The organism is Mycobacterium sp. RTGN5, assembly GCF_033804465.1.
In the GTDB taxonomy this organism is placed as follows: Bacteria; Actinomycetota; Actinomycetes; order Mycobacteriales; family Mycobacteriaceae; genus Mycobacterium.
Map to the genome: position 1 here is coordinate 564,754 of NZ_JAPZLA010000003.1, position 13,358 is coordinate 578,111.

Genomic DNA, 13,358 nt, shown 5'->3' on the forward strand with positions numbered 1-13,358 from the left:
AATTCGGGCGTGATTGTCCGATATCGAAATGGGAGAGGGTGCGTTCATCCGCTCAGCGGGGCGTGTAATAGAACCGGACGGAAGTTGGGGAACGTCCATCCGTCTTCGGTGTCGCGGAAGACGACCTGCACGTCCAGGCCATCCCGTAGATCGGCCACGGGGCAGTCTTCAATGGTGGTCATCAGCCTCGGGCCCTCGACGAGGTCGACGATGGCCGCGATGTACGGGACGCGGTCGGCGAAGGGCGGGCCGTTTTGGTGCACGACGCTCCAGGTGTAGAGCCGGGCGCGTCCGCTGGCCTGTTCGAGTTCGATGTCCTCGCTCCAGCAGAATGGGCACACCGAACGCACATAGAGCCAGGGACGTCCGCAGGCCCGGCAGCGCTGGAACGTCAGCTCGTGCTGACGTAGCCGGTCCCACCACGCCACGGTGTCGGTGTCGGGTGTGGGCCGGTCCGGCGCTGCACTCGGTGTCATCATTGTCTGCCTAGGATCATGGTGGCGCTGTGGCTGAAGAAGCCCCCCATGGCGCTCACGCAGGCCAGCTCCGCTCCGGCTACTTGCCTTTCGCCGCATTCGCCGCGAAGTTGACGCACCGCCTCGACCATCAGAAACATCCCACGCATGCCGGGGTGACATGATGCAAGCCCGCCACCATCGGTATTGGTCGGCAGTGAGCCGCCCGGTCTCAGGGCACCCGATGCAATCAGAGGACCACCTTCGCCTTTCGCGCAGAAGCCCAAATCCTCCAGAATCAACAGCACTGTCGCAGTGAACGAGTCATAGAGCTGGCACACGTCGATGTCGGCGGGAGTGACCCCGGCCTTGGCGAATGCTGCAGGACCCGACCGTGCCGCCGCAGACGTCGTGAAGTCACCCCACTGGGACATGCTCACGTGGGACACCGCGCTGTCGGTCCCGAGAATCCAGACGGGCGCTTTGGCGCAGTTCCGCGCGATATCTTCGCTGGCGAGCACCACGGCGCCTCCGCCGTCGGTACGCAGACAGATGTGCTTCGCAGTAAACGGATCAGCGACCATCGGCGCGTTGGCAACGTCATCCGGAGTGAGCCGCTCCCGGTCGAACGCAATGTCGTTCATGGCTCCCCACTCGTGGGCAGCGACTGCGACTTCGGCGAGTTGTTCAGTGGTCGTGCCGAATTCGATCATGTGACGGCGGGCGGCCATCGCATACTTGGCCACTAAGGTGTGACCGTACGGTGCCTCGAACTGCATGGCCCCAGCGGTGGGCATCGCGGCGGTCGAACCTCGGAGTTGACGCTTGACGTCGGAGCGCGCCGTCGAGCCGTAGGTGAGCAGGGCGATGTCGATCTCACCGGTGGCGATGGCCGCTGCCGCATGTTGTGCCATGACCTCCCACGAGGATCCGCCCACGTTCGTCGAGTCGATCCAGCTCGGCCTGAGCCCCAGGTTTTCGGCGACCTCGATCGGCGGTTGCAGCGCACCGTGGGACCCGAATCCCTCAACGGCGTCCTTGGTGAGACCCGCGTCTTCGACGGCGCGGCGGCTGGCCTGCGCCATGAGCCCAACGGCGGTCTTGTCCGGGACCCGGCCGCAATCCGACAGGGCGGCCCCCACGATCGCAACCCTCCTGCTCGTCATGGGTACCATGATTACCACATTTGAGAACGTCTTTTTCGTATCTGTGGAAATGATCGTTCTCGCTCAGCTAGGGTGGGGTCATGGCCGGGTCTTTGAAGGCAGCGCTCACCCAGGACGGGCTCGTTCTGTGCCTGGCGCTGATCAACGCCCGGACTCCGGATGTTCCGGCGATCGCGGCGGCATGCGGCTACGACGCCATCTACGTCGACCTCGAACACACCACCACGTCGGTGGAGACCGCGGGCATGTTGTGCGTCAGCGCCCTGGGTGCGGGCATTTCGGGTTTGGTGCGGGTGCCCTCACAGGAACCGACCTTGATTGCTCGTGTCCTGGACAGCGGTGCCGTCGGAGTTATTGTCCCCCATGTCAACTCGAAGGCCGAAGCGGAGAGCGTGGTGCACGCCGCGCGTTTCCCGCCGCTGGGGCACCGATCGGCCGCCGGACCCAACGCGGTCAGCGGCTACGCGGCATTGTCGCCCACTGATCTGACGGCCGTCCTGGAACGCGAGACGGTGGTCGCTGTGATGATCGAATCGCCGGATGGTGTCGAGGCGTGCGATGCCATCGCCGCCGTCGACGGCGTCGACATGATCATCCTTGGTCCCAGCGACCTCACTTCCGAGATGGGTATTCACGGCGAATACGAACATGAGCGCTTTCTGGAGGCCGTGGGCGCAGTGGCCGCCGCCTGCCGCTCGCGCGGCGTGACCTTCGGCATCGCCGGAATCAAGTCCGTCGCGCAACTTCAGCGCTTTGCCGATCTCGGGCTGAGGTTCGTCAGTGCGGGCACGGATGTCGGAATGTTCACTCAGGCAGCCACGTCCCGTGCTCGCGAACTCCGCGGCCTTACCCCGCACCACGACCCGCATTGAACTGTTGGCAACACCGATCACAGGAGGATCAGCGCAAATGCCCACACCGATCTATCGCGAGACCGTCACCGGACCAATGTCATGGACCGGAGCGGATCTCCCAACCAAGGAGGACGTGGCATTCGATTTGTCGCCACGCAATGTGGCTGCGCTGCAGTCGATTCTGCACGCCACGGCCGGTAAAGACCGTGACGAGATCTCAGCGCAGGACGCTCGGCACCCTGATCTCGACGGCGACCTCGCCCGGCTGTACCAGGAGCTGATGAACGGCCGAGGCGTCTGTGTCGTGCGGGGTTTCCCCGTCGAGCAGCACTCGATCGAAGAGTTGGAGCGCATCTACTGGGCTTTCTGCACGCACTTGGGCTATCTCGTGTCGAATAACTCCCTCGGCGACCGCATGGTGCGGGTCCAGGAAGAGGTGCTCCCGGGTGGCGTTCAGCCGGCGCGGGGCACGAAGTCCAGGGCCGAGCTCGCGATGCACAACGACGCCGCCGACATCTTGTCGTTGCTGTGCGTCTATCCGGCCGCGGAGGGTGGCGCGAGTCAGTTCGCAAGCGGTCCTGCCGCCCATAACACTATTCTCGCTGAGCGTCCGGACCTACTGCCCGTGCTCTACCGGGGCTTCCCCCACCATCGACGCAGCGAGCAGTACGACGATCAACCCGACATCACGCCCTACGAAGTCCCGATCTTCTCTCAGACCGAAGGCCGCGTCTGCATCAACTTCACCTACAGCAGCATTTTGCCGGCGATGCACGAGCTGGGGCGCGAGTTCACTGCGGAGGAGACCGAAGCCGTAGAGCTGCTCAGGGAGGTCCTCATCCGCCAGCAGATCGAGGTCAGGCTGGAGTCCGGCGAGGCTGCGGTCGCGAACAACTTCGCGATGTGCCATTCGCGCTCTGACTTCGTGAGCAGTACCGACCCGAAGCGAACGCGGTGCTTCCTGCGGGCGTGGATGGAAGTACCCCTCGAGGACCGGCGCCTGCCGATCGGTCGTGAGTACTTCCACATGGAGAACAAGGACGCGCGGCTGGGCTACGACACGATCCCTGGCCGCAGTCTGAAGGTCGCCCGCAATGACTACGCCAACGTCGACCCTGCGTTGGCTGAGATGTTCAAGGCTGCCCAAGCGAAGCCCAAAGTCGCCGGAAGATGACCTCGCGCGTGACACCACGGCTGGTTTACGAACGGTGGACTGACCCCGTCGCCGGACAGGCACTGGCTAGCTCTCCGATCGACCTGATCAAGCTGGACTTGGCCGCCGACGCCGCCCAGGGTTGGTTGTCGCTGGAGGCCGCGCACGGATACCAAGTTGCCACCCGCACCGATGTGGCCGGCGTCCCTCAGGGTTCACAGTGGTTGGCCGGAGCTGAGCTGGTCGCCCGCTGCCCGGACTTGCTCGCGGTGTGCTCGGCGGGAGCCGGCTATGACGTGATCGACGTCGACGCGTGCACGCGCGCGGGGATCGCGGTGTGCAACAACTCCGGCCCGGGGGCCGAGGCGGTTGCAGAGCACGCGCTTGGCTTCATGCTCGACCTGGCCAAGAAGATGACCCTGTCCGATCGCGTGCTTCGTCGAGGAGATCTCGGCGATCGGCTAGCGCTGCAGGGCAGTGAGCTGCTGGGTAAGACGGTCGGGATCGTCGGGATGGGCGCAATCGGTCGCCGGCTCGTCGAGCTGTGTGCCCCATTCAAGATGGACGTTCTTGTGTATGACCCGTATCTCGACGATGCGACGGCGACACAATGCGGAGTGGGGCGGGTGGGGCTGACCGAACTGCTTGAGCGCTCCGACTTTGTCCAGCTGAACTGTCCATTGACAGCTGAGACCGAGGGTCTCATCGGCCGAGCCGAGTTCGCCTCGATGAAGCGCACCGCCTTTTTCATAACCACGGCGCGGGGTCGCGTGCATGACGAGGTTGCGCTCTACGACGCGCTTGCGAGCGGTCAGCTCGCAGGCGCGGGAATCGATGTCTTCCATGAGGAGCCACCGAGATCCGACCACCCCCTCCTCACGCTCGACAACGTCGTTGCCAGCCCACACACGGCCGGGATCACCGCCGAGGCGGCTCGCCACATCGCCTTCGCCACCGCCGCGCAATGGCAGGCGATCTTCGAAGGCAAACCGCCACCGCGCCTGATCAACCGGGACGTGTGGCCGCGGTATTGCGACCGCTTCGACGGGTTCTTCGGATTCCGCCCGTCTGCGGATGCGCTGTAGGCATTGGCGCCGATCCGTATGCACTACGCAGAAATGGCACACCCTGAAGGAGATAGCGTGACTGTCGATTGCGCTGAGGGCGCGGTTGTGGAACTGGCCGTTGTGGCTGTACTCGATCCCAGGCGAAGCTGATGCCGCAAACGAGCTATTCCACTATCAAGTTCGAGGTCCGGGGGCACACGGCATGTGTGACCCTGAACCGGCCCGAGGTGCTCAATGCCATCAGCAATGAGATGATCGCCGAGCTCGCCGAGGTCTACGCCACCATCGAGAAGTCAGCTGATATCTGGACAGTGATCATCACGGGTACCGGCCGGGCCCTCTGCGTCGGCGCCGACGTAAACCAAACCGTCGCGCACGACAACGAATTCGCGATGGGCATCGACACCCAAGGTGACCCTCTGCTGAGCTCACTGCGCCAATTCGACGCGCCGCAGGAAGCGACACCGCCGTGGCTGCAGATGACCAAGCCGATCATTTGCGCCGTGAATGGCATTGCCTGTGGCGCAGGTCTTGACCTCGTCACCATTGCCGATATCCCGATTGCCTCGGATCAGGCCACCTTCATGGATCCTCATGTGAGCATCGGCCTCGCATCCGGGCGGGAAGCTGTCCGCCTCGCACGGGTTCTGCCGTTGCCCGTAGCGATGCGGATGGCGTTGATGGGTCGACACGAACGACTGAGTGTGCAGCGCGCGTACGAACTCGGGCTCATCACCGAAGTGGTCCCTCACGAGACGCTCATGGACCGGGCGTGGGAGATAGCTGAAACGCTCAACCGCAATGCCCCCCTTGCTATTCGAGCAACCAGGATGGCCGTTCGCAAGGGTCTTACCCTGCCGATCTATGAGGCCGAGCTACTGTCGGAGAACTACCGAATGAAGGTGGCACTGACCCAAGACGCGGTGGAGGGACCCCGAGCCTTCGTCGAGAAGCGGGAACCGAACTGGAAGTCGGTCTGACTTCATCTTGTTCGGCTCGCCCCCACGTGGTCGGACGATATGCGCGAATGTGAGAACGCGGGCTATACGCGAGATATCGAGCGCACAATGGGTCGACGTGTTGCCGCGGCGCGATAACGCCGTCCAAGAACAGGTCAAGACTGCTGGCGTATCAATCGGCAAGATGACGACCCTGAAGCGGAGAAGCGGCATACCCCAACGAATACCGCAGCAGCCCAGGCTGTTTCACACCTGCCGGGACGGAATTAGTCCCGATCCATCTTGCGGCGAACGCCGAGACGCGTCGACCTGCTATTTGGCTTCGACTTCCGCGATCTTCGCATCCACCGCGCCGGGTTCTACGTCTGCGTTCAATACTTCCTAACAATGTCTGAATAATAAGGCAGTTGACTCTAGGCGTGCATGATGTTGTTATTGGCCTGTGGTCGTCGTTGCCTCGTCGGTGAAGGAGCAGATCATCTGCGCCGCGGAACGGCTCTTCGCCGAGAGGGGTGTCGTTGGGGTGTCGTTGCGGCAGATCGGTGTCGCAGCAGGAAATGGCAATAATTCGGCGGTCCAATATCATTTCGGCTCGAAGGACAAGCTGATCCAGTCGATATTCGAATACCGGCTTGCGCGGTTGCATGCGCGACGTGCAGTGGTGATCGAGGAGCTGCAGCCCACCGATGTCCGCGGTTGGGTCAGCTGCCAGGCCCGGGCGGTGCTCGAGCAGAGCGAACTCGACGGAAGCCACTACATGCGCTTCGTCGCCATGCTCTATCAGTACGGCCACCGGGACGTCTTCGTGCGCATGCCCGCTGAGTTCGTCGACGCCACCAGGGAGTTCCATGCAGCGCTAGCTTCAGTGCTTCCGCATATCGTCGAACCGCTGCGAAGCCATCGGATCGCTCGGGCGATGGCGCTGATCGTCTACGTCGCCGCAGACCGGGAACGTCAACGTGCCAGTGGCTTTCCAGTGCTTCCGTTAGCCCTTGAGTTGGGCGAGCTCGCCGACGGCATGGTCGGGTTTCTCAACGCCGAGGCGTCCCAGGAATCCCTGCGCGCTCTCGTGCGGGCCGAACCGAGCGTTGTCGATCAGCCAATGCTCTTGTAGGACAGGGGGAAAAAACTATGAAATTGACAGACGCAGTAGCCGTGATCACCGGCGCCGGTAGCGGCATCGGGCGAGCAACGGCCCACTCGATGGCCCGCCGAGGGGCCAATGTCGTTGTCACCGACCTCCACCCCGACCGCGCAAAAGCCGTTGCCGATGAGATCGGAAGCCGGGCGGCATACACCGGGTGCGATGTCACCTCCCTCGCTGATCTCGAGCGGGCCCGCCAACTCGCCCTGGACTCCTTCGGGCGGATCGATGTCGTGATGAACAACGTCGGCATCCTCGCGGTCGGCGCGGTCGAGGATATTCCGATTGAAGCGTGGGAGCGTGCCGTCGACGTCAACCTGCTGAGCGTAGTGCGCAGCAATCTGGTCTTCCTACCAGGTCTTCTTGAGCAGGGCTCTGGGCACATCGTCAACACTGCTTCGACCGCGGGCTTGCTGCCATATGGCTTCGACCGCCTGCCTTACACCGCCACCAAACACGCCATCGTGGGACTCTCCGAATCGCTCGCGTTCTACCTGCGGCCCAAGGGCATTGGAGTCTCGTGCCTGTGCCCGGCTGGAGTTGCTACCAATATCATGGAGCAGATCACCTTCTACGGTGAACCTAAGCCGCCTCGCGGCCCGGCGTTCCCAATCCGCGACGCCGACGACGTGGGCGAGCTTGTTGCCGACGCCATCACCGCGGACCGATTTCTCGTCCTGACGGCGCCGGAGGTCGCCGACGAGATGCGCGAGCGTGGAGTCGACGTGGATGGTTACCTGGCGCGAATCATCAAAGAACATCGATGAACGCATTGACCGGCCCGCCGTCGACCGTTCGGTACGTCGCGACCGACAATGGCGGGCGCATCCGTTGCCGTCTCGGCGAGCGCAATTCAACACTCCGTCACAAGGACGAGCCGCGGTCGTTCGATTCCTCCCGGGACATCACTCGCTACGTGTCGGGGAACTCGGCGAACTGCCACAACACCGCGGGTGCCCGGGAGTTGTTGCGGCATCGGCTTGCCGGCCGGGTTCGGTCTCTTGTCGCCGATCGGTGGCACATGTGATGGCCAACGGCAGTCAAGACATTTCGAATCTGGTGTACTCGTACGCCGAGTTGCTCGATATTGGCGATCTCGAAGGGTTAGCAGCGCTTTTCGAACACGCTGTGGTGCGCCCGGCCGGCTCTGATCACGAGTTCCGCGGCGCGGTGGCGGTGCGGTCGCTGATTGAACGCACTGTCCAGTTCTACGACGGCATCCCGCGCACTAAGCACCTGGTCACCAACCTGATCATCGAAATCAGCGACGACGGCAACTCCGCGATCGCCCGCTCGTACTACACAGCGCTGCAAGCCCAACCGCATCTATCGATGCAACCGATTCTGGCTGGCCGGTGGCACGATGCGTTCGAAAAGGTGCAGGGGCGTTGGCGATTTGCCCGCCGGCTAATCTACACCGACCTCATCGGCGACATCAGTTGCCACCTCAAAGGATTCGCGCAGTAGCACATCTGTGTGCGAGAGCGGGCGACAGGAGCGATGAATGGCACTGGTAGGAATCGTCACTGGTGCGGGTCGCGGTATGGGCGCCGCGTGCGCGGCGCGATTGGTCAACTCCGTCGACGTGTTGATGCTCGTCGACCGTGACGAGGCAGCGGTAGTATCGGGCGCGGCAGCGCTGTCGACGGCCGATGGCGCGACGCTCGAGCCGTTCCCGCTTGACGTTGCTGATGAGTCTGGGCTGCAACGGCTTTCGGCACGGGTCGGTGAGCTCGGCCAGCTACGCGCCGTCGCACATGCTGCGGGCATTTCGCCGACGATGGCCGACTGGCGGCGAGTCCTCGAGATCGACCTCGTCGCCACCGCCCGCCTCGTCGAGGCCCTGCTGCCGACGGTGACGGATGGTACGGCTATGGTGTGCTTCTCGTCCATCGCAGCGCTGCTGCTCCCCGGCGATCCGGACCCAGGTGTCGACGCCGCCCTCGACGACCCGCTCGCCCCCGGTCTGCTCGACCGGCTGAGCGCGCTGCTCGGCCCGTCCGTTGAGGACCCGGGAATGGCATATGTCTGGGCCAAGCGCGGAGTTCAGCGGCTCGTTCAAAGGGAAGCGGTTCGCTTTGGCCGCATCGGTGCCCGCATCTGTTCGGTCTCCCCTGGAATCATCAACACCCCGATGGGCCGGCAGGAGGCGGCGGCCCGGCCGGTGAACCAACGTTTGGTGCAGCAGACGCCTCTCGGCCGCGAAGGTCAACCCGATGAAATCGCCTCAGTCGTGGCGTTCCTGCTGTGCGAGGGTGCCAGCTTCGTCAATGGGGTCGACGTTCCGGTCGACGGTGGAGTAACTGCCGCTATCCGCAGTGGGTCGATCCCGGCAGAGTAGAAGGTCCCCACAGCCCGTGTGGTGTCACCGATTCCGGATGATTGCTGTCCGCATGTTCATCTGTTGGCCCGCCTTGGCGAGCCGTTTACGTTCCTGGAGTCACCTTCGTACCTCTGCTGGGCACCCAAAGCGCGGAAGGTTGTCTGTCTCGTTACTGCCGGCCATCGGCAAGGATGCCCAATATGAGATCAGCAGTCAGAGCCGCGATGGCGGCTGTACCGCTGGATTGGGCTCAACCCCGGCCGAGATCGCCTGACAACTCAACCGTGTCGTGCGGGAATGGTTGCAGCACTCCGGAGTGCTTACCGTTCCACGCGGCATCCGTTCCTGTCGCGCATCAACGCCTACGTGGTGCTTTGGATCCGCAATAGGTAGAAAATGCTGCGCCCAAACACGAATGCCATAGCCGGCTGCCAGCGAATCCCTCCGGCTCCCCGACACTTCCGAACGTCCCAACAGGTAGCTGCGGAGTATGACTAGGCAGTCGAGATTCCAGTGGACGCGCTGCGCCATTCGCGACGCAACGCACTGGGGAAACGACTGCTACACGAGACCGAAGAACGTCTTCGCGTTGGTGGACAGCACCTTGCGCTTGGTTTCCTCGTCTAGGCCTTCCGTCGCCTTGTTGGCGACCTCTGTGCTCCTCGGCCAGTTGGTGTCGTTGTGGGGGTAGTCGGTTTCGAACATGAGTTGGTCCGGCCCGACCAGGTCGAGCAACCGGAACCCGACCGGGTCGCCAAAGGTGGAGAACCAGATGCGGCCGGGCACCTGGCTACTCGGCGGTTCAGTGAGCAGAGGATGAATACCGCCCCAAGCCCGACGGTCGAACCAGACTTCGTCGACTCGTTGCAGGTAGTAGGGGATCCAGCCCGCTTGCGCCTCGGCGAACGCGATCTTGAGCTTGGGGAACTGAATCAGCTTGGCGGAGAACAGCCAGTCGACGAGGGCGATGGTGCAATTGACCGCCATCAGCGCGCTGGTCACGACGTGTGGCGAGTCGGGCGAGGACTTGGTGAGGGTGGAACTCGACCCGATGTGCAGCATGATGCCCACCTGGTTGCGTTCGCAGGCGGCGAAGAAAGGGTCCCAATAGCCGCTATGAATGGACGGTAGGTCGAGGCGGGCGGGGAGCTCGGAGAAACATATGGCGCGCATGCCCTTCGCGGCCACCCTGTCAACCTCTTTGGCAGCGAGTTCGACATCCCACAGGGGGATGATGCCGAGTGGGATCAGTCGACCTCCGGAGCTGCCGCCCCACTCGTCGATCTGAAAATCGTTGTACGCCTGAACGCAGAGAAGTGCGAGATCCTTGTCCTTGCCGTGCAGGAAGCGTTGGCCGCAGAAGCGGACGAGGGTATTGGGGAAGCAGGCGGAGGCCTCGATGCCGGCGATGTCCATGTCGGCGAGCCGGTCCGCCGGACGGAAACAACCAGGGCGCATCTCGTCGTAGGTAATTGGGTCGGTGGCCATCTCGTCAATTTCGTAGCCTGCGGCAGCGCTGATGAGAGGGATCGGGATGATGGCATCTTCGTAGTGCCAGATGTCCGCGTCGCGACCTTCGGGGTCCTCGATGAACACGACGTCGCTCGTCACGGTGGGATCCATGCGCCCCCGGGTGCGAATGATCCGCGGCCCGATGTCCCGGTACCGCTCAGGCAGCCGGCTGGTCCACAGATCGGCCGGCTCCACCAAATGGTCGTCCGGCGAGACGATGGGGATGTCTACGCTCAACGCTCTTCTCCTTCAACATGGGCCTGTCGGCGTACGTATGCGACGCAGCCATTTCCGCAAGCGAGAATGATCGTTTCCAGGCTACATCACTAACTAGCCGTCTGTGAGCATCGAGTTCGTTTCGCGTCCGGATGAATTCTCGGAGGGCGGGGGTGCCGGCCTTTAGGCATCACTTGGGCCGATTGAGAACGCGTGCGCTTGACCGGGGGACATTCAGCGCGACTCCCGGTTCGGAGTTTTCCGCGGTTCGTAAGGCCGCGTTGGGCGCGCTCACTGCCAAACCGGATCCGCGTCTCCCGGCCTCCTCGCCGCGGTGACGCCCGTGCTCCATCGGCAATGTGAACTCTGCTGGACGTCGGCAGGGCCCTTAGCGGCGCTCCTGACACAAAGGTAATGACCGCAACCGGCCAAGGCACCGGTATGCTGGAACGGGCAATACCAGATCAGATAATGATGGTACTCAAAATAGGGAGGCGGCGACCCGCGTGTCTGAGAATGCAGTCGAGCAGACAGAAGCCACACCGGAGTCGCCCGACACGACGTGGCAGGAGCGCACCGTCGAACGCAGGCTGAGCACGGCGAGAGCGCGGGCCTTGGCCCATAGTTCCCGATTTCTAGCCGCTGCTCTGGAACTCGTTCAGGAGACCGGTCGTGTCGACTTCACCGTCCAGAATCTCGTTGACCGCTCCAAGCTGAGCCTCCGGTCGTTCTACCAGCATTTCGATGGCAAAGATGAGCTACTGCTTGCGCTTTATGAGAATCTGACGGCGCAGTTCATTGCCGACATTCGCCACGAAGTGGGCGAGGCCGAGGACCCGTTGGGCCAGCTGGAGGCGTTTTGTCGCGGATTCCTCGGGCGTGCCACGGAGTCTAAGTTCGCCGGCGGCCGCGTGGTGACGATTTACCACCTCGGTTTGGAGATCGACCGGCCAGCCGAGTTTGACAAGTTCTGGCAGCCGCAGATGAAGTTGTTGACCCAGATCTTGAACGCCTGCATCAAGGCACGCGTCGTCCGCAACGATCTGACTGCTGCGCAGTTGACGATGCTGCTCAATTCGACGCTCCAGTCGTTGTCGCAGATTGGCGTCGTACATACCAGCATCGATGGTGGCGAACTCAATGAAGACGAGATGTGGTCCTGGTGCCTGCATGCAGTGAGTCGGTACGGGGCAGCCCCCGATCTACCGAGCCGCCGACGGGCACCGGCACGGCGCAGCGTCAAGGCGGTCGCGCCGATCAAAGCGGTCAAGTCCACGCCGCCGCGCGCGAAGGCTGGCGCACCCCGAAAGAAGTCAGCGCGATAACCCGAGCCCGCGCTCGGCGATGATGGATCGTTGAATCTCACTAGTGCCCGCGTAGATGGTTGTCCCCAACGAGAACCGCAGAAGTTGCTCAAACCGTCCGTGCTGGGGAGCTGACGGGTCGAAGTAGCTTCGAAGTGCGTCCGCTCCGACGAGTTCATTGATATCTTGCGCGGCGCGTTCGAGTGCTTCTGTGCTGAAGAGCTTGGACATCGGGCCCTCGGCGGTCGCGCTGATTCCATTCTCTCCCATCCAAACACCGCGCCGCTCGAGTAGAACCGATACCTCGAGATCCATTGCGGCCCTGGCTAACCGCCGGCGCACGTCGGGGTCGTCGATGCGCGGTATTCCGGTCGCGTCGTGCGGCTCGTGGGCCCACTGTTGCGCATGGTCCAGGAGTCGGGCCAGGTGCTGGCCCCAGCCCGACGCGTGCTCGTGCTCGAGCGACAACAGCAACACCTGCCATCCGCCGTCGATGTCGCCAATCCGCCATTCATCGCTGACGCGAACGTCAGAATAGAACGTGATGTTGGTGCGCTCACCGGAAAGCGTCCAAACGCCCTGAGCCTCCACGCCCTCGTGGCTCAGCGGCACTAGAAACATCGTCAAGCCTCGGTGCTTGGCAACGGTGGGATCCGTTCGTGCCAACAAGAACACGTAGTCCGCGACGTGGCCGTTGGTGGTGAACATCTTGGATCCGTTGATGATCCATTCGTGACCGTCTCGCACAGCACGGGTCGACGCGGCGGCGACGTCAGATCCGCACTCGGGCTCGGTGAAGCCCAATGCGATCGTGGTTTCGCCGCGAAAAGCGCTCGCAAGAATTCGCTGCTGCTGCAGCGGAGTACCGACGTCGCGGATGATCGCGGCGACCATCTTCGTCGTCTCCAACAGATAGGTGGGAGCCTCCACCCGCATGAGTTCTTCATGGAGCGCCTGTAGCTCCATCGCGCTGCGCCCCTGGCTACCTAATCCGTTGGAGTACTCGGGCGCAAGCCAGCCCTTGGCGACCAGGCCCTGGGTGAAATCCAGGTCGTGAGATACACCCGTGCGGTAGACCTTCTCCTCCAGCTCTTGAGTCATCACGCTGTCGAGGTGGGCACGCACCTCGGCGCGGAACTCCTCTGCCGCGGTACCGAGTCGGAAATCCATCTCAACACCCCTTCGGAAAGGCCGCCGTCACCGGA

At 63.0% G+C, this 13,358-nt stretch carries 13 protein-coding genes; 9 read left to right on the plus strand and 4 right to left on the minus strand.

The annotated features are described in order from the left end of the window. Positions 1–44 precede the first annotated feature (44 nt). Positions 45–476 carry a Zn-ribbon domain-containing OB-fold protein gene (locus SLQ31_RS19720; protein ID WP_319435679.1) on the minus strand — a complete coding sequence of 144 codons (432 nt, stop codon included), beginning with the start codon at positions 474–476 and terminating at the stop codon, positions 45–47. Beyond that, entirely contained in the window at positions 476–1,621 is a 1,146-nt protein-coding gene (locus tag SLQ31_RS19725; protein WP_319435680.1) for an acetyl-CoA acetyltransferase, read from the minus strand. Before SLQ31_RS19725 ends, SLQ31_RS19720 begins: the two co-directional genes overlap by 1 nt. Positions 1,622–1,701: 80 nt before the next feature. Between SLQ31_RS19725 and SLQ31_RS19730 the strand changes: the two genes are divergently transcribed. From SLQ31_RS19730 to SLQ31_RS19765, 8 genes are all read left to right on the plus strand, one after another. Beyond that, complete coding sequence (locus SLQ31_RS19730) at positions 1,702–2,493, plus strand: HpcH/HpaI aldolase family protein (RefSeq protein WP_319435681.1); 792 nt, start codon at positions 1,702–1,704, stop codon at positions 2,491–2,493. 37 nt (positions 2,494–2,530) lie between these two features. Then, positions 2,531–3,649 carry a TauD/TfdA family dioxygenase gene (locus SLQ31_RS19735; protein WP_319435682.1) on the plus strand — a complete coding sequence of 373 codons (1,119 nt, stop codon included), beginning with the start codon at positions 2,531–2,533 and terminating at the stop codon, positions 3,647–3,649. Then, positions 3,646–4,713: a hydroxyacid dehydrogenase gene (locus tag SLQ31_RS19740; RefSeq protein ID WP_319435683.1), complete on the plus strand. Its 1,068-nt coding sequence runs from the start codon at positions 3,646–3,648 to the stop codon at positions 4,711–4,713. The genes SLQ31_RS19735 and SLQ31_RS19740 overlap by 4 nt, the downstream gene beginning before the upstream one ends. A 131-nt stretch (positions 4,714–4,844) precedes the next feature. Beyond that, positions 4,845–5,675, plus strand: coding sequence for an enoyl-CoA hydratase/isomerase family protein (locus SLQ31_RS19745; protein WP_319435684.1), 831 nt, complete (start codon positions 4,845–4,847; stop codon positions 5,673–5,675). 421 nt (positions 5,676–6,096) lie between these two features. Then, positions 6,097–6,768, plus strand: a complete 672-nt coding sequence (locus SLQ31_RS19750; RefSeq protein ID WP_319435685.1) for a TetR/AcrR family transcriptional regulator — start codon at positions 6,097–6,099, stop codon at positions 6,766–6,768. 41 nt (positions 6,769–6,809) lie between these two features. After that, entirely contained in the window at positions 6,810–7,565 is a 756-nt protein-coding gene (locus SLQ31_RS19755) for an SDR family oxidoreductase (protein ID WP_319435686.1), read from the plus strand. 259 nt (positions 7,566–7,824) lie between these two features. After that, complete coding sequence (locus SLQ31_RS19760; RefSeq protein WP_319435837.1) at positions 7,825–8,265, plus strand: nuclear transport factor 2 family protein; 441 nt, start codon at positions 7,825–7,827, stop codon at positions 8,263–8,265. A 37-nt stretch (positions 8,266–8,302) separates the two neighbouring features. Beyond that, the gene (locus SLQ31_RS19765; protein ID WP_319435687.1) at positions 8,303–9,139 is read left to right on the plus strand and encodes an SDR family oxidoreductase; all 837 of its coding nucleotides are present in this window, start codon (positions 8,303–8,305) and stop codon (positions 9,137–9,139) included. A 543-nt stretch (positions 9,140–9,682) separates the two neighbouring features. Here the strand turns inward: SLQ31_RS19765 and SLQ31_RS19770 are convergent. Beyond that, positions 9,683–10,870: an amidohydrolase family protein gene (locus tag SLQ31_RS19770; RefSeq protein WP_319435688.1), complete on the minus strand. Its 1,188-nt coding sequence runs from the start codon at positions 10,868–10,870 to the stop codon at positions 9,683–9,685. A gap of 593 nt (positions 10,871–11,463) precedes the next feature. Between SLQ31_RS19770 and SLQ31_RS19775 the strand changes: the two genes are divergently transcribed. Further along, positions 11,464–12,174 carry a TetR/AcrR family transcriptional regulator gene (locus SLQ31_RS19775; protein ID WP_319435689.1) on the plus strand — a complete coding sequence of 237 codons (711 nt, stop codon included), beginning with the start codon at positions 11,464–11,466 and terminating at the stop codon, positions 12,172–12,174. Here SLQ31_RS19775 and SLQ31_RS19780 read toward each other — a convergent pair. Then, complete coding sequence (locus tag SLQ31_RS19780) at positions 12,163–13,323, minus strand: acyl-CoA dehydrogenase family protein (protein ID WP_319435690.1); 1,161 nt, start codon at positions 13,321–13,323, stop codon at positions 12,163–12,165. The genes SLQ31_RS19775 and SLQ31_RS19780 overlap by 12 nt on opposite strands. Positions 13,324–13,358 lie beyond the last annotated feature (35 nt).

Bases quoted from the DNA above. Each gene is read 5' to 3' on its own strand.
- SLQ31_RS19720 (WP_319435679.1), bottom strand. From the start codon at position 476: ATGACACCGAGTGCAGCGCCGGACCGGCCCACACCCGACACCGACACC.
- SLQ31_RS19725 (WP_319435680.1), bottom strand. From the start codon at position 1,621: ATGACGAGCAGGAGGGTTGCGATCGTGGGGGCCGCCCTGTCGGATTGC.
- SLQ31_RS19730 (WP_319435681.1), top strand. From the start codon at position 1,702: ATGGCCGGGTCTTTGAAGGCAGCGCTCACCCAGGACGGGCTCGTTCTG.
- SLQ31_RS19735 (WP_319435682.1), top strand. From the start codon at position 2,531: ATGCCCACACCGATCTATCGCGAGACCGTCACCGGACCAATGTCATGG.
- SLQ31_RS19740 (WP_319435683.1), top strand. From the start codon at position 3,646: ATGACCTCGCGCGTGACACCACGGCTGGTTTACGAACGGTGGACTGAC.
- SLQ31_RS19745 (WP_319435684.1), top strand. From the start codon at position 4,845: ATGCCGCAAACGAGCTATTCCACTATCAAGTTCGAGGTCCGGGGGCAC.
- SLQ31_RS19760 (WP_319435837.1), top strand. From the start codon at position 7,825: ATGGCCAACGGCAGTCAAGACATTTCGAATCTGGTGTACTCGTACGCC.
- SLQ31_RS19765 (WP_319435687.1), top strand. From the start codon at position 8,303: ATGGCACTGGTAGGAATCGTCACTGGTGCGGGTCGCGGTATGGGCGCC.
- SLQ31_RS19780 (WP_319435690.1), bottom strand. From the start codon at position 13,323: ATGGATTTCCGACTCGGTACCGCGGCAGAGGAGTTCCGCGCCGAGGTG.